The sequence below is a fragment of the Dyadobacter ginsengisoli DSM 21015 genome (assembly GCF_059568735.1).
In genome coordinates, this window is sequence record NZ_JCANTY010000006.1 from 417,286 (window position 1) to 439,393 (window position 22,108).

Consider the following 22,108-nt stretch of genomic DNA (forward strand, 5'->3'; position numbering starts at 1 on the left):
TCTGGCGGCAATTGGCCAGGCGACGCTAAAATAGTGGTATTGTGTGCCCAGCCTTTGGAATGAAACCTACGCGGCCCGACCTACGGATTGATCACAATTTTCTTTACTGTTTTTCTTCCATCGAGCCACTTGATCTCCACAAGGTGTAGCCCTGCCGTGAGTTTGTTGACGCTGATTCCGTTGTTTTTCATTGTGCCTGATTGGTAGACTGCCTTACCGCTTACATCTATAATACGAAGACCTGAAACGCGGGTAAAATCTTGTACAAATAGTCTATCATTTACCGGGTTGGGGAAAACTACGGGATCGTTATCGCTATCAAATTTGAGGCTTCTGATACGGCTGTACGCAAATGCGCCCTCATGGTGGTGGTCCGGCACCCGGTCGATCATCTTCAAACGGTAAAGATTTTCCTGCGAAAGTACCGGCTGTTCATCTGTAAAGCGGTAGTCCGCCCAGACTTTGCTTTCGCCATTTGCCCTGACGGTGCCGATTTTCTTCCAGACTTTTCCATTGATGCTGCGCTCTACTTCGAAACGGTCGCTATTGGTCTCCTCTGTGGTCGACCAGCTCAGCAGGGCCGTGGTACCCTCCTTCACCGCATCGAAGCGTGCCAGTGTAACAGGTAGGGGCGAATCGGGATTGGTGACGGCAAAAGGGGAGAAGCTAGTGATGCCGGAGCGGGACTGATAATAGGTATTGGTTCCAATCGCGGCAGTGCCTGCCACAACATCCCATTTATTATTTTCATAATGTGAAATAAAACAATTGCTGCGTACGAACGAGGTTAGTTCGTCTGCAACAGTCCATCCTACCGTAACTATCGCGTTAGATTCTCCCGGAGTATCTTCACTGATATACCATGTCCTGTTTACTCCTTTTTCACTTATGGCACTACCCTGGGGCACGTCGTTCACGTAAGAGAGGTGAACGCCATTACCAACACGGGCTGTAAAATGATCCAGAGTTCCGTCATTGCTTACTGCTACAGGATTGTGAGATGTTTCCAAACCTATTGGAAAAGTAAAGCCCAGTGAGCCTAAACTCTTCTTTCTGACGCCGCCTGTGCCATTTGTAACAATGTAATTTGACGCGTTGTGGCCAGTAAAACGAGCGCCACTTTCGAGCGTTAAAGTATGGTTTCCCAGTAACAATTTGGTATTACCGGTAAATAAAAAGCCAGCATGTGCTGTAACATTGGCACCAAGTGTTTTGTTTAAACCACCGTCCACAGCCAGGGTTGCGTAGTCTCCTCCCGGGATGGTTTGGGCAACGGCACCAGAGAATGCAGTAATTGCACCGGAAGCATTTGCGTAAAAGGTTCCGTTATTAGTAAAAATTCCTTTCACATGCATGACGGAAAACGCTGCCTGTGTGAGTGTTGCGCCCGTTGCAATGGTAACGTTATTGACAACAGCGCTGGTAGAGCCAATGGTTGGTGCATAGGGTGTACCCGCCGGGATGTTGACATTGGTACCAGAGGTAGGAACGGCTCCGCCGCACCAGTTGGCGGGTTGGTCCCAGTTCGTGCTGGATGTCCCAAGCCAGCTACCTGCTACATTCACCGTAAGCGGTACTCCCTCCGAAACTGTGCCGTCACAAATGGATTGAATATTGCCTGTGCCGGGGGTACCGTTGGCAGTGAACGTGCGGGTAGCCATGCCATTTGGCTGAATGGTCGTTTGCGTACCGGTCAGGTTACCCAAGGCATTCGGGACTAAGAAAGATATCGACTGCCCGATTAAGGCACCCAGGTTTGAAGCGTCAATTGCTTCGTTGGCAGAGTTTGAAGTAAAGCCGCCCGAGATTTGTACTGTATTGCCGGTACCATAGCAGATGCTTTCCGCATCGATGGTTGTCTTTAACTGTAAATAGGGGGAAAATATGTCTCCCGCACTCTCGACACCACACACTCCGCGATCAGCACATCCTGTTGCGCCGTCATTGCAACCCCACCAGTTATTTTTACCATCGAGTGGACTTGCTATTCCAAAGATGTAAACCGCGCCTCGATCTGATAACTCAGAACTTGAAGTATTGCTGGAGAATCGATTATAATTGACGTTTACCGGACAATTATTTACATATCCTGTTATTCCAATTGCGCCCATAGAGCCATATGGCGCCGAATTTGAGGTAAATGTATTTTCAGTCACCGATGTCGAAAACGTTCCCCCGGCCCCGTCCACGAACACCAAAATAGCTCCTCCGCGAGCAAATTCTGACGAAGCAGAGTTAGAGGTAAACCCGGAATTAGAAATCGTGACGGACCCCGAGAGTACCCCGCGGCTTCCGGAGGTGAATTTAACATATACGGCCCCTCCGTCTCCCGTTTCGCTTCTATTATTGTAAAACAGACAGTTGGAGATAGAAAGAGAAGAGATGGCACACAAAATTGCGCCTCCGGATGCAATCGACGTCCCATTCGTGGCCGTATTATTAAGGAATGCACAGTTATCAAAGCTGTAAGCAGATCCTTCACGACCCAAAGCAAGAACCGCCCCGCCACCAGTGGTGGACGTTGATTTACAATTCTGGATAGTTAGCCCAACGAAATAGACTTTAACATTAACATGATTGCTAGCGGGGTCAATCACAAAAGCCCGACTGAGCTGGCGCGCGTCAATAATCGTGCTCCCTATTCCTGCTCCATTGATTGTGACAGTGACATTGCTGGCCGTTCCAATCAAAATTAAGCCATAATCCACGTAATAAGTCCCTGCACTGATATTGACCGTGTGTGTTCCGGCGGTCTTTCCTGCTTCCATGAGCGCACCTCTCAACTGGTTAAGGCCAATGCCGTCGGTAGTATTAGTCACATTATATACAGTCGCGTGGACAACCCCGGCAGAAAGGTAAAGGACGAAGCTAATAGACAGAACAAGTTTTTTGAGATCAAACATAGATTGATGGAGGTTTTTCAAGTATCACGATCCTCTTCGCAAAGGAAATTGCAATGCGCGAAGCAGTTCCTACCCATCCGGGTAGTTTTGTGTCCGTTTTGCTGTCTTTGCGTCGTTACTTCACCAATTCGGCAAGGAATATCCCAACGGATTCCTGAAACCCAGCAGCAACTCGCTCCGGCTAGATATCTGGAGTTTGATGTAGGTGTTTTTGATGTGGTATTTGACTGTTTCCACCTATATTTAACTTATTACCAATGTCTTTGCTGGATAAGTCATCTGGTCAACGTTTTAACGTCAGGGGGTGTTTCGTTAGAAAATATGGGCAGCTAAAATACGGTTTGGTTGCCAAAACCGAAGTCGAACCAAAAATCAAATAAGAACCAGCCAATCGACATTTTTGAGGCATTAAACAACAAAAAACCTCCCAACTTTCGCCGGAAGGCTTTCGTACCCGCAACGGAATAAATATCGAACCGGATTCTTGAAGATTTAACATTGATATTAAATTCCCTATTATGAGTTAATTGTGGTGTAGTTGGATTTTTTTTTCGAATACAGGTAGGCGGTTGCTAAGGTGTACCCCGTTTGAATGGCGGCAGGGTAGAGGCGTTAGCCTGAATTGTCTGCCCTGATGCGACACTGATTGGTGTAAGAAGCATTTAAATAGCAAGTTATTGGAACGGGTAGCTTGCAAAGCTAGGCGATTATGCTACCTTTGCGCCCCCATTTTCCAAATCGTCTCGCCATGACTGCCGCAAATCAATTAGGAGAAGCTCCTGTTAAGACGCTATTTTTTCAAAATTATGGTCCGGCGATAATCAGCCTGCTCTCGTCAATAATCCATCAGGTTATCAATGGACTGATTCTTGGTCAACAAATAGGAAAGGATGGTCTGGCAGCAGTCGGGCTATACGGTCCGGTAGTAATTGTTTTGGTGGCGCTGAGTCTGCCAATAATGATAGGTGGCGGTGTATTAATCGGCAAAAGTATTGGAGCGGGAGACTTTGAAAAAGTACAGAAAGTATTTCAATTTGCCACAACTCTGGTGGTTCTTATTGGAGGTTGCGTCGCGATCAGTGCACCGTTCACAGTAAACTTACTCGCCCGGTTCCTGGTGGGCACCGGTGATTTAACCTTGGTTAAAAACACTGCGGATTATGCTTTTTGGCAATTGACGAGCCTCCCTTTCTTCTTCCTTGGAATGATTTGGGGTAATTTTGTCCGGGCGAACAATGCACCGAAAACGGCGCGGAATGCATCCATTCTGGCTACCGGGGTCAATATCATCCTGGACCTGATACTGATCGTCGGTTGCGGCATGGGGGTAGAAGGTGCATCCATAGCAACATCAATCGCATTAGCCAGCGGCGCTATATATCTTTTCATCTACATTTTCAGGGGTAATACGCATCTTAGCTTTTCTTCTTTTCGCTTTACCTTGAAATTCCAACAATGGCAGGAGTACTTTAAAATCGGACTTCCCTCATTCGCATCTGAAATTGCATTTTCATCTGGCTTGCTGTTGATAAACCAGTCCTTGATCCGTTATGGGTCCACCTCTGTGGCCGCGTTTGGCTTGGTAAACTACCTGAGCTTTCTGCTCATTCGCCCTTTTACTGCTGCGATGATTGCCGCACTTCCCATTATGTCGTTCAATATCGGTGCAAAACAACCGCAACGTGTTTTGGAAGCTTTACGTTTTTCGCTGGGCTTTACATTGTTATTGGGCGCTGCGGTGACTGCTATCGGCCTGCTCTTATCCGACCAACTAGTTGCGTTATTTGCAGGAGAACAGGATATAGTTTATCGGAAAACTGCGAGTCAGGCAATGGGCCTGTATTTTCTTCTATTTTTAGCCGCCGGCCCCAACTATCTGCTTGCCGCTTTTCTGCAAAGTACGGGAAAAACGACACTTTCTCTTTGCGTCAACTTGTCAAAAGGGCTTGTTCTAGTGATCCCGGCACTGCTGATCCTACCTGGTTACGTTGGCTTACCAGGTATCTGGTTGTCTCGCTCTTTGGCGGAAATACTGACGTTTATACTTATCGGTGCATACACCATGTTTTATAGCAACCGATATTACGCAGCGAGCGCGATTGCGCCGAATATTTGATCTTTCGAAAGTTCGGTTCTAAGTAAACCAGTGTTCCTGAGCCACTTTGGAGAGGAATATCCATTCGAGTTTCGCGAGGCAATCCAGGGCAGGGGCCCGCTCCGCTACTTGGCCGATGACAAAGTATCGATTGGCTAATTCGAAGTCTGGATCGACAAATGAATGATACCGATCAATGTTTGACAACCCGGTAAACACGTTCTTTACCCGATTCTTCAATCCGCAATAAGTACACGCCCGGAACAAAGTCGGCGATGTTGAGGCCTTCTTCTTGTCTTTGAAATTTCCCCTGCCAAACTGAAATTCCCCGGCTGTCGAACAACGTGACGTTTCTGGGACGCGCGGTTTCAAAGGTGATTTGCAAATACTCTCTGGCCGGATTTGGTGCTACAATTACACGTGCATTCACAGCTCCGGGTTCTGCCGTAATGAGCGACACCGTCACCGTCGAAGGAGTCAATACATTCCCGAGACCGCATTGGCCGTACACAGCCAGCAGCTTGTAAACCTGGCCGGGTAACGCCTGCCAAAGTACCACGGAGTCAACGGCACTGGCAGTATACATGGTTTGCTTGTCGTTGCCCAGGCCAATTTCGTATTGCCAGGGCCCGCTTCCAGATAACAGCACGACGGCTACCGGATCGCTGCCCTCCTTGTAAGCAGCAAAGTCGGAGGCAAATTTGGCAGTGGCTTTTTGTCCAGTAAACAACGCCGACCGGTAGGCTCCACTGGCCGTACCTGCATCGGAAGCCGCCACGCGGATGCGGTATTGCTTGCCCGCCGACAGATCGAGCGGGAGCATTGCGCGCAATGGTGAAGTTTTTCCGGTAGTTGGGATCGATCTGAATGTCCTTCCCGTAGAGTCCGAAAGCTGGACGGTGAGCACATTGCCTGGGGTGAATGAGCCGATTTGCTCGTAGTAGACAAGTATCGAATCGCCCACGCAAAAACCAAAAGTGGGAGAGCCAAAGCTTGTTACGTTCACGGTACGTTCGCTGGGCGGGTTTACTTCCACTGTCGCGCTGCCCGACCATTTCCCGACGCCACAGCTATTGGATACGGATGTAAAAGTATAGGTAGTTGTTTGTTCGGGCTTTACGCTAATGAACTCATTACCGGAACCACCGAAAAAAGTACCTTTTTTACCGTCTGAAAGTTGATAGCTGACGGTTTCAGGGACCGTGTTGTCGGTCTGCACAAACAATAGCGTTTCTTCACCGCTGTTGATAACGGTGCTTCCGCTGATCGTCGCGTGCACCGGCCGGGTAATGTAAATGCCGAATTCACTGCTCAGCCCCGACTCCCTGTAAGTGCACCTGACCTGATAAATGCTGCCTGTCAGGTTGGCCGGCATTTTCAGATCAATAGTTCCCTTCCTGATTTTGGTCGAATCCAGCGCAATAGTCTTCGAAGTTTGCGGATCAATGAGCTCGAAACGGATGTATTCCTTAGCGAGATTGGTATCCCCGAAAAGCTCATAGTTAACCTTATAGTTGTTGTCACTACAAGCTGTGTAACTATCGGCAGAGAATTCCAGGCGTACAGGTACTTTCACTTCTACCGAGCCGGAAATAGCTCCGTAGCCGCATTGATTGTAGACTGCTTTGAGCCCGAATACTTTCCCGATTGTCGGATTAACCGTTCTTTTGAAATCGTAATTATAGGTAGTGGTGATATTGGTATTGTCCTCAAAAACTACTGTCCACGGGGATGTTCCTGTGAAACGCAAATCAAGTTCCAAACGCGCTCCGGCCGACACCGTGATCGGTTGTGGCAAGTTGCTCGAAATGGTAGCGCCGGGTAGCACTGCCAGTTGGAAGCTGGCCGCATTAGATGCCACGCCGTCCGAAGTCACGACTCTGATCTTATAATTTCCTTCCGCCAGATCAGCTGGAAGGGTTGCCTTAACGACCGAGGAACGTTGCCCGGTGGCAATCGTTCGGTAATTGCTCTCGTCTGCACGCGAAATTTCTATCCCAAAGGTCGCATTACCGGCGGCGCCGTTCATGATCGAAAAAGGAACCTGGATCTCATTTCCTGCGCAAAACTTATTGACGGTAAAGTCAAAATCGGCGATTTTGACCTCGTATGGTAGTACTTTAATGTAGGTAGAGATGTTGGCCGGTTGGGTACCGCAGCTGTTGGTCATCGATTTGAGGGTATACATCGTCGTTTGCCCCAACACCGGACTAATCGGAATGGCCGTTTTGTAAGGTTCCTCAAAAGTCACGTGCTTGTCTGCACTTCCATCCGAATAGACCGCCGACAGCAATCCTCCGCCTGTGGCAGAGAAATTAATGGCTTGCTCGCCATTATTGGGTAGCAATGCAGGCTTTGCTTCGGTACCGGCCGGATTAGCCACAAAGTCCTTCAACGGCATATCGACACCGAATTGATAGGTTTCGCTGGTTAAAAAAGGATTTGTGGAAACGACCTTTATAGACGCAGGGTACGTGTAACCATTTTGGCTGGCCGGGATTTTTACCTTGTAAGTACCACCGGCGCGAACGGTTTTCAGGGTTATGAAATTACAGCAATCGGCATAGGCCTGGATTTGAAACACATTATCCTCATTGAATTTCCCCGGGGCCACGATCCGCACTTCCAGGCTGTCGTTCGCGCAAGCCCGGGCGGGAACGGGTTCGAGATAGATGCCCGGAGCAGCATTATTGGTGAGCGTAAGACGTGTAGCGGGGATATTCTCTGTTTTAGAACAACTATTACTGATGGATTTGATCTTAAAATCCTTGGTCTTATCGAGATAAACCTGTGGCGCCCACCAGTCACCTTTCACCAGGGTGCGGTTCCCGGCTTCGTCTTCGATGGTAAATGGCGACTTTCCGTAAAATGTGTAACTCAATGTAACCATGCCCGGCTCATCGAAAGTGTACTGACCCTTGAATGCAACGACCTGTGGCTTGCTCTGGATAACATAAATGTAAGTAGGCTCCGATTTCAGGACGGGACTTTGAGAGGTTACATACAAATAATAAAGGCCGTCATAAAGCTGCTCGGGCGCCGTTCCTGCGGGCAGTTCAGGGATCATAAATTCCAGGTAGTCGCCGTTTCGTGTTGCCGGGAACGAATACGATTTGGGAGAACTATAATAGGCATGTACGGTGTAGGAGGTTGAGGCATTGATGTTGCCGTTCGCCCTGATTTTGACCCTCGCCCTGGTGCCTGCGCACAGTATCTGCGGATTAGATTCAGGCACCAGTGCAAGCCCCTGACTCACCCGCACCGTCATACTTTGCCGGGCTGGAAGGTTGGTTACCCCGCAACCTGACGACATGCTTTCAATGCCATAAACCGTCGTCTTTTCCGGACTTTTGTAAACATAGACCTCTCCCGAATAACTGGCGGTAATGGAAGAACCGTCACCGAGCTGTGCCGAAAATGGCGGAACGCCTTTGAAAATAACACCGACGCGGGTTTCGGTACCTATGCCGATATTGACATCCGGGGTAAAGAAACTAACCGATGGCTTGGGAAAAACCGTCAGGACAAAATTGCCGGGCGAGCCTACAATACCCTGTGCATCGGCCAGAATGATCACATTAAAATTATGTTTGTCTTGTAACTTCAAATGATCAGGGACACGGGTTACGATCCACCCGTCCTTCAACTCCGCAGGCGCTTCCATAGTCCGGACGGGGGAATAAGGCGAACTGTCCGACGACCTGAACCGTACCCGGTATTTGGAACCGGGAGCAAGCGCCGGCCCGATCGTCGTGAATGCTATCCTGATCTCGCTATTCTCGCAGACATTCAATGCGTCCACCGATCTGGTGCGCACGGAAGTAGCGTTGGTCACGGGCTTGATGATCCCGCTTGTTTGCATGGCGCCGCAGGAGTTAGTGGCCGAACGGATCGCAAATGGCTCGGTACTGCGGGCCCCAATGGTGTGGTAAGTAACAAATTCCGACTGTGAATAGGGAGATATTTCCAGTTGCGAACCGTCATTCAGCGTCACGTCGACTTCTGTTGAACTGAATGTCGTAAATTTCAAAACCAGCTCTTCCCCCAAATTTACAGTATCCGAAATGGCTGCGCTAAGCTGGATAATGCCTCTGCTATGGACTTTAAATGACTTCCATTCGCTTTCCGTTTTCGGCGCGCTCGACACGATCCGGAGCTGCGGCATCGGCAAAACCGACAGCGTCGAATCCTGGTAAAGCACTTCGATATTGTCGCCCTTCAAAACTGCCGGGATAGTTCCCAAAACGGCCGATTTATCGTCTGCTCTTACCTGGACTGAAAACTTGTTATCTGCGTTAAAATTGCCCGTAACTGTGACTGGTATGCGCTGGACCCGACCCAGGCAGGCCAGTTCGGGATACAAAATGGTAACTGAGGGAGTCTGGGCGTTAGCGAGGAACGATGCCTGGACCAAAAAGAGTATTCCCAGTAAAATTTGCTTCATTTTTACTATCGTTTGCGGTAATCGGATGCCTTGGTTGGGCTAACGCTTGATGATTTTATGTGCAGTTTTAAAATGCTTCCCTTCAACGCTCAGTACATAGATACCGGAAGGCAAGTGACTGATTTTGATCGTTTCTTCTTTGAGTGAAGACGATTTGGTTAATATGGTAATCCCAGCCGCATTAGCAAGCCGGATCACTTTGTCGGAAGTATCCGCAAACTTGACAATCAAATCGTCTGCCACGGGATTAGGCGCTGCACTCACCCATAAACCGGCCGGTTTCGGCTCGGCTGTAATCACTTCTACCCTCACCACATCCGGCTTTTCCACTGTGCCAGGGCCACATTGGTTCATCACGCTAAGAATCTGGTAATATTCCGCAAGCGGCTGTTCGGTAAGATGGACTGAGTCAATAGCGGCACTGCTGTAATAATGCTTCGTGCCGAGCGGACTGCCCAAATCATATTCCCATGGCCCGGTACCAGTAAACGACATCACGAGTTTGGGTGTCCCTGATCCATCCTGTACGAGCGATTCGGAAGAAAACCTGGCAGAAGCTTTTTTACCGGGTGCCAGCGGGTATTCATAAGCACCGCTGCCTGTGCCCGGGTCGGATGCTACCACGCGGACGCGGTATTTTTTACCTGTAAAAAAATCATTGGGAATAGCCGCTTTCAATGGAGAAGCATTGCCGGTAGTCGTTACTGATTTGAAGTTGCGGCCGGTAGTATCCGAAAACTGTACGGTCATAACGTTTCCGGCTGAAAAACTGCCCTTTGATGTATAGTAAACGAGAATAGCGTCCCCAAGGCAGAATGCCGAACCGTCCGACGGCTCCCATTTCGTAACCGACACAGTGCGCTCGCCCGCCGGATTCACTTCCACGGTGGCACTTCCCGATTTTTTACCTTCACCGCAGCCATTATCGGCAGATATAATGGTATAGGTGGTCGTTTTGGTAGGGCTTACCTTCACGAAGTATTCGGAATTTGCAGTACCACCATAGAATGTTCCCGCGCTTCCGTCGGACAACTGGTATTTGATAGCCTCGTTGGCCCGCATATTGCTAATCAGTTGCAGTTGAGTACTTTCGCCGGCATTAATGGTGGTATTTCCTTTAATGGAAACATCGACCTTGTTTTTGATATTCAATCTCACAAGCGCCGAAAGATTGTAGCTCCTGACTACGCAGCGAACATCATATGAATCGCCCGTGAGGCCCGCCGGTATTTTTAATGTCAATGCTCCTTCCCGTACGCGGGTGGAATCCAGGCGGGTAATTTTTTCGGTTTGTTTATCCACGAGCAGGAAGACAATGTAATCGCTTTCCAGCGTTGCATCGCCTTGCAGTACGTACCTGACACGAACGCTTGCGCCACTGCAAACATCCTCCGTCTCGGCATTCGCGTGAAGCGTTGGGTTCACCTTTACGGAAACTTTACCCGAGACCTGTCCGTAGCCGCAGGCATTGTAAACTGAAATCAGCGAAAAATCTTTCGACTCCGTAGCTGAGACGGACCGCTTGTAGGGGTTCTGGTCGGTGGTTTGCTTTTCGCTGTTTTCATACACCATCGTCCACGGGCCTGTTCCGGTGAAATTGACGTCCGTGTAAATTCCCTGGCCCGGATTCAGGACAATAGGCCCTTGCTCGGCGGAGCTGATCGTAGCGGAAGGCTTCGAGCCTATCACCAGGCCGACGCTGTTGGAAACGCTTCCTTCCGACGACACCACTCGCATCAGATAGCGGCCGGTCGTAGCATTGGCAGGTATGGTCGCATTAAAAATGCGTGAGGTAACACCCTTGGCGATATCCACAAAATCGGACGTCTTTTCCGGCGCGATTTGCAGCGAGAAGGTTGCATTCGAGGCATCCCCATTCAGGATCACGAACGGAACCGCGATGTTGCCGTTCTGGCAAGCCGGAATGTCCCTTGCTCCTTCACCATTCAAAATGGCGATCTGATAAGGGATTACACGGATGTAAGTCGTAAGGTCGACGGGGAAGCTGCCACAGTAGTTACGCGCCGATTTGATCGTGTATGCAGTAACCGTACCGAGAGGCGGCTTCACAACGGCTTGCCATACCGATGGCTCCAACTCCTGCGTTCTTTCCGTCACACCATCGGTGTATACAAACGATGAAATGGCGCTATTGCGGCTGGAAAGCGAAAAACCAACTTCCTGTCCCAGCAGAAACTCGGCAGGCGCTTCCCGCGTGCCTGCGGGCCTGATCTCAAAATCGGTCGGCGGACTTTGCAGGAATATTTCTAACTGCCTGCTCGTGAGTGCCGGACTGGTGGAGTTGATCCTGAAATTCGGGTAGGCTACCTGGCCTTGACTCACCGGTATTTTCACTTTGTAGGTGCCATCCTTGCTTACGGACGCCAGCGTCTGGAACGTGCAACAGTCTATGTAACCTTCTATTTTAAAAACATTACCAGGGTTGAACGTCCCGGTTTTGATGAAAGTAATCTCAATGCTATCCTGCCGGCAAATCGTTTTTTCCAACGGCTGTATAAAAATGCCGGGCTCCGCTTTGGTCGTATCAAATGTGACGTGGACTGTGGGAAGCGTTTCATTCTTAAAGCAGGCATTGCTGATCGATTTTAGCTTAAAATCAAAGCTATTTTTAACATATAAACTTGGATACCACGCCGAATAACCGTCGATATTGTAAATCTTACCCGCAGCATCTTCAATTTTATAAGGCCCGTTACCACGCAGCTCATATCCGAAATTAGCCTCTGAGGGTGCGGTATATTTTAAATCCGAATGAGGCAATACAACCATGTCCGGCATGCTTCGGATAAAGTATTCGGATGAATATTTCGATTGATAGGCAGGATTATTGGTAGAAATAAAAAATCCGGAAATCTTGTCGTAGCTCAATGCATAGTCAACGTTTTTGGACAAAACCGGAATTTGAAATTCAAGAAAATCGCCATTCTTTTTGGCAGGAAATGAATAGGCGGTTTGGTTATTGATGATAGCATTGACCGTGAAAGTAGTCGCTGCATTGAATTCAATATTCGACATCATTCTCATCTTCGCCTGCGTGCCTGCGCAAAAGGTGCGTTCGCCTGTTGTTGGATCCAAGGCAATGCCTGGTTTCACAGTGGCCACCATCGTCTGACCACCAGTAATGGCTTGCGTGCCGCAGCCGCTGGTTACACTTTTGATGGAATATGCTGTTGTCTTTTCCGGACGCAGGTCTACCTGGGTGTGCCCCTGAGAAGAAGAAATGATCGTACCGTCCTGCAAAGTGGCGGAATAAGGCGCAATACCGGAAAACGTTAATCCGAGCGGCAATTTTTCGCCAATCTCGATGCTTTTGCTCGGTGTATTGATCGTAACGGCGCCTCCCGGATACACGATGAAATTGAAATCCGTATCCGTCCCGAGAAGTGCCGGATTATCCGTCACAATCCGCAGCTTGTACTCGCTTCTTCTATTCAGATTGAACGCCTTTGGGAAGTTGGCTACGAGCACATTATCCTTCAACTGGGCAGGTACTTCCGCTGTCTTTGGATTAATGTGATCGCCACTAAACACCGCGATCCGCAGCCGGTACCGCGTATTTGCAGGAAGCGCCGGGCCGGAGGTGCCAAAGCTCACTTTCATTTCGCTGCCCTCGCAAGCCGCAGTAGGCGAAACAGACAACACCCTTATTGCAGTAGGATTGATCGTAGCCTTCACCTGGCCGCTCACCTTCATGGGACCGCAGGCGTTCCTGGCATGCGCGATGTAAAAAGGCGTGGTTGCATTGACGCCCTTATGATGGTAGCTGTTAAAATACCCGGCCTCAAAAGACGAGAGCGTGAAGAAAGAACTGTCGTTGAGCGTCACTTCCGCCGTACTGCGGCTGAATGTCGTGAATTTGAGGATCAGGTCTTCCCCTGCGTTGATGGTATCCGGCGCGGCCAGCGCGAGGCTGACGCTTCCTTTCGTATCGATGATGACATTACTCCAATTGCTTTCTGTTTTGGGAGAAATCGTCACGACACGGACCTGAATATAGCGGAGTAGCGAAAGGCTGGAATCGGAATGTATCACCTCGATTTTGCCATCGACCAACCGTGCGGGGATTTCAGCGACCACTTGCTCGTTTTCCTCTTTCCTGATCTGCACGGCGAACTTATTATCGGGATTATACTTGCCGCTGATTGCCACCTGAATTTTCTGAACTGCATTCAGACAGGCAGTTTCGGGATAGGTAATGGTAATGGAAGGGGATTGGGCAAAAGCGGAGAAAGAGGATATAAAAATCCAGGCAAAAAGGAGGTAAGCAATTTTCATAGAGAGGTGGAGTATTAAACCACCCAAACATAATGAAAATGACCGAGTGTAACCAAAAGTATATATTTGACCACACCCGGTTTTTGGAAAATTTTTTATGCTAGAAATACAATTGTCAAGAAATCCAGATAACTAATTTTGGAGGGCGGCCCGGCGATCCGGTTGAAACGTTGTGATCCATAAAAGGCGCCGTTGTATGAAAAATATTGACTATACCTTGATCGTGTCGCTTTTACTCAGCTTTGATCGACTGGACGGGGTTGATCAAAGCCGCTTTGATACTCTGAAAACAAATGGTAAGCAGTGCGGTGACCATGGCCAACAGTCCCGCCAGCAGGAAAATCCACCATTGAATTTCCACCTTGTAAGCAAAATCTTCCAGCCAATGATCCATGCCAAACCAGGCTATGGGCGAAGCGATCACGATGGCAATCAGGATTAGTTTCAAGAAATCTTTGGAAAGTAGCGTAGTAATATTCAAAATCGTTGCGCCAAGCACTTTCCGAATTCCGATTTCTTTGGTTCGCTGTTCGGTGGTAAAGGATGTTAACCCCAGAAGTCCAAGGCATGAGATCACAATCGCAATGCCGGCAAAAAAATTAAAGAGCTGTCTGGTTTGTTCATCCGTGCGGTACATTACATTGTAGTCTGCATCCAGAAAAGCATATTCGAATGGGTAGGCAGGCATATACTGCTTCCACAGCTTTTCGGCTTTCTTTATCGCATCAGGAGCTAGCTGCTGTGTCGTATGCACATGCACTCTGTAATTTTGGTTCGGATGACTGTATATAACCAAAGACATGATCGGCTCGCGAATCGAGGTGATATTAAAATCTTTCACAACACCAATGACGGTGCCTTCCGTGTCATTCAATTTGAACCGCTTCCCAATTGGATCCTTTATTCCTGTTTGTTTAACAGCCGTTTCATTTAAAATAATGGAAGTTGAATCTGCTTTGGTACCTCTAAAATTCCGCCCGGCGAGCAGTTTTAGCTTGAAATTTGGAATAAAGTCAGGGTCTACGCTTAGCTGCGCCATGATCAGCGCCCTATCCTTGGCTTTTCCATCCCAATCCGTGGATAAAGTTCCCGTTAAGACATTGACGGGCGTATCCGTAGAGGTGCTTACACCCAGGATGCTCGACTCTCCACTTAGCGCTTGCTTAATTTGTGGGGTAAAATTGCGCCCATCAAATGTGAAGGTATGTTTTCTGTCAAAGCCCGGATCGCGATCTCTTATAAAACGCATTTGACTGCCAATTACAAAAGTGCCCACAATAAGCATAGTGGCCAGTGCGAACTGCGCTACTACCAATGATTTGCGTAGTACAGCACCACTCATCCGGCTGGAACGGCCTTTCAAGGCCTGAATCGGACTAAATCCTGAAATCAAAAATGCAGGATAAATGCCTGCCATAACGAAGCAGAAAGTAAGCGCACCCACTAGAATCTGCCAGGTGTGCATATCAGAAAGTGAAAAATGACCTGACTTGCCGGTTATACTGGCATAAAACGGCAGCATCCCTTGCAACAGCACTATTGACAAAATCAGAGACATGGTTAATGTCAGCAATGATTCCACTAGCAGCTGCATGGCCAGTTGCGGCGAGCCGGCGCCTACAATTTTACGAATGCCAATTTCTTTAGACCGCCTCGTGGCCCTGGCCGTGGTCAGATTCACATAGTTGATACAGCCAATGCTGAGTAGAAGCAGCGCAACGGCTCCCATCATGCCCACTTGCTTGCTCTCCGATTCACTACCCTCCACGGGGTAAAGGTGAATTTCGGAAAGCGGTTGTAACAGGAATTCAGACGGATTGGAGGCATCTCTGTGAGCCTTGGCCTGCAAAGCGGTCAGCTTTTTTTCAATCGTTGAGGGATCTGCATTGGCGGCCAGTTTGATATAAGTTCCAAAGCCATAATCATCCCAATTTTCGTCCACAGGGCGGCGAGTACCTTTTTGTGGATCAACGGCTTTCAAAATGGCCAGATTTACGTACATATCTCGTCTAAATGATGAGTTGTCCGGGGCATCTTCTAAAACTGCGCTTACTGTGAAGATGGTATTGCGTTCAACATTGGAGAAGGTTTTGCCGATGACATCAGTTTTTCCAAAAAATTTACGGGCGAGTTTTTCAGAAATCACAACCGCATCAGGAGAAGGGAAAAGTGCATTTCTGTCACCATAAAGCACTTTAAAACCATCAAAGATTTCAATGAAATTTGTATCTGTATAGGCCAGATTATCCTTTTCAGTGAACGTGTTGTTGTTTGCCCGGAATGTTGCTGACGGATAGTCACCCATTCGCACAGCACTTTCCACTTCGGGTAATTCCCTAAGTGCTGCTGCTGCAATAGGGCCGGGTGTTGACGTCGATGTGTATTCATCCTCACCTTTACCGAAATGAACATTAACCTGATAGATCCGTTGGGCATCGGTATGAAAACGGTCAAAACTTAGCTCATTGCGAACCCATGAAAACAATAGCAGACTTACCGCCAGTACTACGGCCAGGCCGCCAATGTTCAATGCAGAATACCAGCCGCCCGCACGCAGATTGCGAAAGGCAATTTTTAAATAATTTCGGATCATGGCTAAGGATGTTAAGTATTTATAAGCATTACTAATTTAGTCGTAGTAATGTTGCGATACCTCATAAGCAAACGTTATTTATCGGTTATATCGTTGACCCATACTCGTTCATCTTCAGAAACATTTACAGTCAATTCCATCTTACCATCGACCACCTTTTCCACCGCGTCGGTGTAGAAAAGAGATACCCATTGTCTCTATAAAGGCTAGTAACTGATTTGTCAAAAGGGCCTTTTAGCATTATTCATTAAAGAGGTGGGTATTGTATCTGTTGCCAGCCTTCACCCCAAGTAGCTTTTTGAGCTTGCTAGCGGAATGCAATTTGTTGCCAGTCCAGGTGATTCTTGAAATGATCGGTCCGGAAGTTTCGTTTCGGGAATCTACGGAAGCATTCGTATGCGTTTCGACGCAGGCTGAAATGAAGATGCGGCAGCTTGCTCTGAAGGGCCCTGCTATTCATGTTTTTTAGCAGCTCTATACGCAAAAAGCCCCTCAGTTTTCTCTGAAGGGCTTCCGTCCCGCAATGGAACAAATGTCGAACCAAATGCTGGTCGATTTGCAAAGTATTTGTCAATTAAGTAATTGATAATAAGTAGATTGGTGTGTGTGGCTCTGTTGGGCGCACTCGTGAACGAGCGCATCTTTGTGGAATAAGGAGAAAAAGAGATCTGTCGGCCAAGACATCACTTTTGTCCGACAGATCATTAATAAGTTAGCTAAGTCAAGGCAGCGCAAATGCCATCACATATCCGGCCGGATTTTCTTTTGTTCCGCCTACGGAAATAGCCACGTATTGCTTCCTGCCAGCCTGATATGTGCATGCGGTAGCGTTGGCAAATGCAGGCAATGTAGTCTGCCAAAGTAGTTTTCCAGTCGACTTATCAAAAGCCCTCAATTTTTTATCCTCGGTACCACTGATAAAGATTAAACCACCCGCCGTGACAATTGGCCCTGCTTTGCCTTCCTGACCAGTCTCAGGCGCTCCTCTAATCTGCCGTGACTCATCGTTACCTAACGGAATCTGTCATTCATATTCCCCGGTAGAAAGGTTCAATGCATGTAGGGTTCCCCAGGGTGGCTGAATGGCGGGGTTGCTGCTTGGGTCTTTCCAGGTTTTATACCCCGTGGCGTTCAGGTATTGATCCGCCTTTGCAAAACGCTCCGTCGTGCCTAGCTGGCTCGACAGGCTCGACGGAGCGGCGGACTCACTGCTTGCTTTCGTCTGATCACCTTTAATAATAGAAATTATATCCGGGGCATCATTAGACTTGATATATAAGAAATTAGTCGCAGGATCAAAAGCAGCGCCGCCCCATTCGCCACCGCCACGCGTCCCGGGCAGTTGAAGCGTTCCTTTCAGGTCAGGCGGAGTATAAAGTCCCTCGTAACGCATCGACCTGAATTTCCTGACCAGCGAATCATGGTCTGCGGTTGAGTAACTGGTAAGGTCGGCTTCGGTGATCCATTGCCTTGCAAATGGTTTGGGCCTGACCGGAAACGGCTGGGTCGGTGAGGCCTGTTCCCCAGGCAGGTTGGATGCAGGCACTTTCCTTTCTTCGATCGGAAATAAAGGTTCGCCGGTTTCCCGGTTAAATACAAATACAAAACCTTGCTTGGTGATCTGCGCCACCGCATCGACACGCTTTCCATCACGTTGCAACGTCACCAGGTTGGGCGGTGCAGGTAGATCATAATCCCATAAATCATGGTGTACGGTCTGAAAATGCCAGATGTGTTTGCCTGTCGCCGCATTAAGCGCCAGTACGCAGTTACCATATAGGTTTTCTCCTTTTCGATCAGTACCGTAAAAATCGTAGGAAGGTGATCCGAGGGCTAAAAACACCATTCCTCGTTCCTTATCCAGGCTCATGCCTGCCCAATTATTAACCCCACCCACAACCTTATACGCATCCTTTGACCAGGTTTCATAGCCAGGCTCGCCAGGTAGCGGCACTGTATGAAATGTCCAGACTAGCTTACCCGTCCGGCAATCGTATGCTCTGATGTAGCCAGGCTGCGCGCCATAAACGTCAGGCACCCGGCAACCCATAATAATCAGGTCGTTATAAACGATCCCCGGAGAAGTGGACGAAACGTAAATATCTTCGGAAGTGTCACGCAAACCAACCCGCATATCCACTTTACCCGCATTTCCAAAAGAGCTGATCAGTTTACCGGTAGTCGCATCCAAAGCAAAGAGATTATTGTTTGCAGTAAACAATATCCGTTTGTCCGTTCCGCTCTCCCAATACGTGAGTCCACGGTTTACTTCTCCACCGCTTTCCCCGCCATTAAAGGGATCAAAAGACCAAAGCTGCTCGCCCGTTTTCGCATTGATGGCATAGGCGTGCTGGCTTGCAGAAGTGGTATATAAGACACCATCGACGATAATCGGATTAGCCTGGCTCGGGCGGGTTCGGGTTGCATTGTCTTTGATGGCAAATGTCCAGGCAAGTTTCAACTGAGCTACATTCGAAATGTTGATTTCATCCAAAGGCGAATAATTGGAACTGTTGGCATCGGCTTTATAAACCGACCACGTCCTGTCTTTTTCCTGATCCTTTTTGCATCCGGTAAAAAGAATGGGGGTAGCCAACACAACGATTTGTGCGATGAATGCTACCAATTTCAGTTTTCTCATAATTTTGCAGTCTATCGATCACTATTTTTTCAATTGCAGCACATCGGACTTCGCTCCAAATGCAATCGCGTCAACATCGACCAATTCGGGTGACTTCACCATTTTTTGCGTTCCTGTCTTGTACTTTATGAAATGCGCTGTTTTCAGGTGAGCCTGATACGCTTCACTGCTGGCATATATTTCCAAAACCGTTACCCGGTTCGGATGCTTTTCTTCGGTCATCGCGTAAAGGGTAAGAACGCCAGGCTCTGATTCCAACGCCGCCTGAGTATGTTCTTCAATAGCAGCTTTATATTGGTCCAGAAAATCGGGATGAATTTCAAGTTTTGCCAGGCGGACGATCCATGGACTTGCATTAATTACCTGTCCGGATAATACCTGTGCAGTTCCAGTTTGCTGCTTTCCTACCTGCCTGATTACCTGGGTTAGCTGGTTCGGTGTAAGGCCTGTATTAGCTCCCATGGAAAGATGGGCTTTCAATTGTGACTCCACGCCCGTCATCGCTGCCAATGCCGAAATGGTGGCTAGTTCCCGCTGCTGATAGTTTAAAACACTGCTTTCAAAAACATCGGCGAACAAATGTTCTTTCAAAAAAGCATCAATGCGTGGCGCAAACGCTCCAAAACCCGGTGCAGGTTTTGCCTGAGGCACTTTTGTAAGCGATTCAAGGACCTTTCGGCCTTTCTCGTATTTGTCGGTTGTATCTGCCCTGATTTCCGGCTCGGTCACCTCTTTATCAGCAATGCCCTTCGCCTTTCTTTCACTTAAAACCGCTATCAAAGTATTGATCCCATTCAGGCTACGTGGAAAACCGCAATAGGCATACAGCTGTACCAGTATTTCCCTGGCTTGATTGACAGTAAGGCCCGCATCAAGGCCAGTGCTCAACGATACTTTCAATGTCGGTAGATCACCGGTCGCTGTGGCGGCGGAAATCGCCACTATACTACGCTGCTGGGCGTCGAGCGACTGATCATCCGTGCGGCTGTTTTGCGCGTTTACATCCATGACAATTAGCAGAATTATCCCTGTTAAAATCCATTTCGAAAATCCGGGATTGGTCATAGTTCCTATTATTTTTGATTGACTGTGGCATATTCCTGATCTGTCACTGGCGCAAGCCAGACCACATTCTGCTCATCCTTGAAATTAGTGATGGCGATATGGACAAATTTGCTGGTCGCAGACGCCCCATGCCAGTGCTCGGTATCTTCCGGGATATTTACTACATCTCCTTTTTTCAGGGCTTGTGCGGGTTTCCCTTTCTGTTGATAAAACCCTTCTCCCTCCGTAGCGATCAGCACCTGACCTTTGGGGTGCGCATGCCAATTCGTGCGCGCACCCGGCTCGAAGGTCACACTACCGAGCGCGAACTCATTGTTTTTGTCTCTGGAAGCCAGGGTATACACAAATGCATTGCCAGTGAAATAGGAGGCTGGCAGCGTTTCGCCCTTGGGAAAAATAGAAGAATTCGTTTGCTCTGACATGATTTTCGGTTGGTTTTTAATGCTGCAACCGGTCATGCAGATCAGAATTGAGGCGGATAGAATAATGAAAATACTTTTGATGAATGTACCCATAATTTTTAGCTAGTGAATACTGTAACCGCCATCTACTACCAGTGTATGTGCTATCTGCACAAAGGTCATACAGTGCTGATAATCCGGACTTATACAGTTTACAGGTTTACCTACCATTTTTACAGATTCGGACTTACAGACGTGGTTAGCATTCAATTACCGGTAAATTTGCGTCAACAAATCACCAGGGATATGGATAACATTTTGAGGATTGACACCGTGAGCCAACACGATGCGTTTTACCATCAACAAAACCTACACCCTCTGGTAAGCGTCATTGACTTCACCGGCAGGACGCCGGAGGTATATGCGTCGAAAATGAATTTCGGCTTTTATGCGGTGTATTTAAAAGATGTAAAGTGCGGTGATATGAAGTATGGCCGCCACACCTACGACTACCAGGACAGGACATTGGTTTTTGTAGCACCGGGCCAGATCATCAATGTAGACATCAACAAGGATTATAAGCCTCAAGGTTATGCGCTGCTGTTTCATCCCGACCTGGTTCGCGGAACCCCGCTAGGTAAGCACATCGACGATTACAGCTTCTTTTCCTACGAAAGCAAAGAGGCCCTTCATTTATCCGAAAAAGAGCGAAAAATCGTCCTGGATTGTTTTGAGAAAATCAAGTATGAACTCGAACAGGGAACAGACAAACACAGCAGGACGCTCATTTCCTCCAATATCGAACTGTTTTTGAACTACTGCATGCGGTTTTATGACCGCCAGTTTATTACCCGACAGGATGTCAATAGGGACAGCTTGGAAAAGTTTGAGGCATTGTTGAATAGCTATTTTCAGTCTGACAAGCCCCAGGTTATCGGGTTGCCGTCTGTCAGCTACTGTGCTGACCAGCTGCATCTTTCAGCCAATTATTTCGGCGATCTCGTCAAAAAGGAAACAGGAAAAACCCCCACGGAGTACATTCAATTGAAAGTCATGAATCTCGCAAAGGAGAAAATTCTGAACCGGCGCAAATCTATCAGTGAAATCGCATTCGAGCTGGGTTTTAAATATCCACAGCATTTTACCCGCCTTTTCAAGAAGGCGAACGGGCTTACACCGAATGACTATCGGTCGCTAAACTGAATGGATAATTTATCTACTTACCGTCAGGGCAAGTTTCAATGCGAAGCTATTTCAGGGCAATACCCACTACTGTATGTTGCGCTCTCTGGATTTTTGATCGAATGCTTACAAATTTCGGGTGCCGTCATGAACCGGATGTCGAACCACTTGTTGCGTCAACAATTACATCAAAACGAGGCCGGAGTATAATATTTCTAGAATTTTGGCACAAAAAAGCCCTTCAACGCAAGTGAAGGGCTTCCGTACCCGCAACGGAACAAATGTCGAACCAAATTCTGATCGAGTTACAGAAGTTGTCAGATATAATTATCTAAAAATGAAATTATTATTTGTTGATTAATTTATTAATGTGTGGTGGCTGCGATGAAAACTCCTCGTGTGCGAGGCCGTGACACAGGAAGTGTAGCATCTGTCCGAAGTTATTACATTGAAACTTTTCAAAATATAGATGGGTATCTTCTTGCCGT

General features: G+C 48.0%; 8 protein-coding genes and 1 pseudogene. 2 read left to right on the forward strand and 7 right to left on the reverse strand.

The window, feature by feature from the left end; translation table 11 throughout:
- Nucleotides 1-80 precede the first annotated feature (80 nt).
- Complete coding sequence (locus BP71_RS23505) at nt 81-2,903, reverse strand: T9SS type A sorting domain-containing protein (protein WP_496383783.1); 2,823 nt, start codon at nt 2,901-2,903, stop codon at nt 81-83.
- A 748-nt stretch (nt 2,904-3,651) separates the two neighbouring features.
- On the opposite strand from BP71_RS23505, the gene BP71_RS23510 reads away from it, so the two are divergent.
- A complete protein-coding gene (locus BP71_RS23510; protein ID WP_496383785.1) occupies nt 3,652-5,019 on the forward strand; it encodes an MATE family efflux transporter in 1,368 nt (455 codons plus the stop codon).
- A 172-nt stretch (nt 5,020-5,191) separates the two neighbouring features.
- On the opposite strand, the gene BP71_RS23515 is transcribed toward BP71_RS23510, so the two are convergent.
- The 6 genes and pseudogenes from BP71_RS23515 to BP71_RS23540 form a co-directional block, all read right to left on the reverse strand.
- Nucleotides 5,192-9,442, reverse strand: coding sequence for a T9SS type A sorting domain-containing protein (locus BP71_RS23515; RefSeq protein ID WP_496383787.1), 4,251 nt, complete (start codon nt 9,440-9,442; stop codon nt 5,192-5,194).
- A 39-nt stretch (nt 9,443-9,481) separates the two neighbouring features.
- Nucleotides 9,482-13,738 carry a T9SS type A sorting domain-containing protein gene (locus BP71_RS23520; RefSeq protein ID WP_496383789.1) on the reverse strand — a complete coding sequence of 1,419 codons (4,257 nt, stop codon included), beginning with the start codon at nt 13,736-13,738 and terminating at the stop codon, nt 9,482-9,484.
- 232 nt (nt 13,739-13,970) lie between these two features.
- On the reverse strand, nt 13,971-16,331 hold the full coding sequence (locus BP71_RS23525) for an ABC transporter permease (RefSeq protein ID WP_496383791.1): 2,361 nt from the start codon (nt 16,329-16,331) through the stop codon (nt 13,971-13,973).
- Nucleotides 16,332-17,052: 721 nt separating this feature from the next.
- Nucleotides 17,053-18,972 (reverse strand): annotated as a pseudogene (locus BP71_RS23530) (pyrroloquinoline quinone-dependent dehydrogenase).
- Between the two features lie 21 nt (nt 18,973-18,993).
- Nucleotides 18,994-19,980, reverse strand: coding sequence for a carboxymuconolactone decarboxylase family protein (locus BP71_RS23535; RefSeq protein WP_496383793.1), 987 nt, complete (start codon nt 19,978-19,980; stop codon nt 18,994-18,996).
- A 65-nt stretch (nt 19,981-20,045) separates the two neighbouring features.
- Nucleotides 20,046-20,459, reverse strand: a complete 414-nt coding sequence (locus BP71_RS23540) for a (R)-mandelonitrile lyase (protein ID WP_496383795.1) — start codon at nt 20,457-20,459, stop codon at nt 20,046-20,048.
- A 285-nt stretch (nt 20,460-20,744) separates the two neighbouring features.
- On the opposite strand from BP71_RS23540, the gene BP71_RS23545 reads away from it, so the two are divergent.
- Nucleotides 20,745-21,641, forward strand: a complete 897-nt coding sequence (locus tag BP71_RS23545) for a helix-turn-helix domain-containing protein (RefSeq protein ID WP_496383797.1) — start codon at nt 20,745-20,747, stop codon at nt 21,639-21,641.
- Nucleotides 21,642-22,108: the final 467 nt, after the last annotated feature.

Coding starts and splice junctions, on each gene's coding strand:
- BP71_RS23540 (WP_496383795.1), bottom strand. CDS start 20,459: ATGTCAGAGCAAACGAATTCTTCTATTTTTCCCAAGGGCGAAACGCTG.
- BP71_RS23545 (WP_496383797.1), top strand. CDS start 20,745: ATGGATAACATTTTGAGGATTGACACCGTGAGCCAACACGATGCGTTT.
- BP71_RS23535 (WP_496383793.1), bottom strand. CDS start 19,980: ATGGATGTAAACGCGCAAAACAGCCGCACGGATGATCAGTCGCTCGAC.
- BP71_RS23525 (WP_496383791.1), bottom strand. CDS start 16,331: ATGATCCGAAATTATTTAAAAATTGCCTTTCGCAATCTGCGTGCGGGC.
- BP71_RS23515 (WP_496383787.1), bottom strand. CDS start 9,442: ATGAAGCAAATTTTACTGGGAATACTCTTTTTGGTCCAGGCATCGTTC.
- BP71_RS23505 (WP_496383783.1), bottom strand. CDS start 2,903: ATGTTTGATCTCAAAAAACTTGTTCTGTCTATTAGCTTCGTCCTTTAC.
- BP71_RS23520 (WP_496383789.1), bottom strand. CDS start 13,738: ATGAAAATTGCTTACCTCCTTTTTGCCTGGATTTTTATATCCTCTTTC.
- BP71_RS23510 (WP_496383785.1), top strand. CDS start 3,652: ATGACTGCCGCAAATCAATTAGGAGAAGCTCCTGTTAAGACGCTATTT.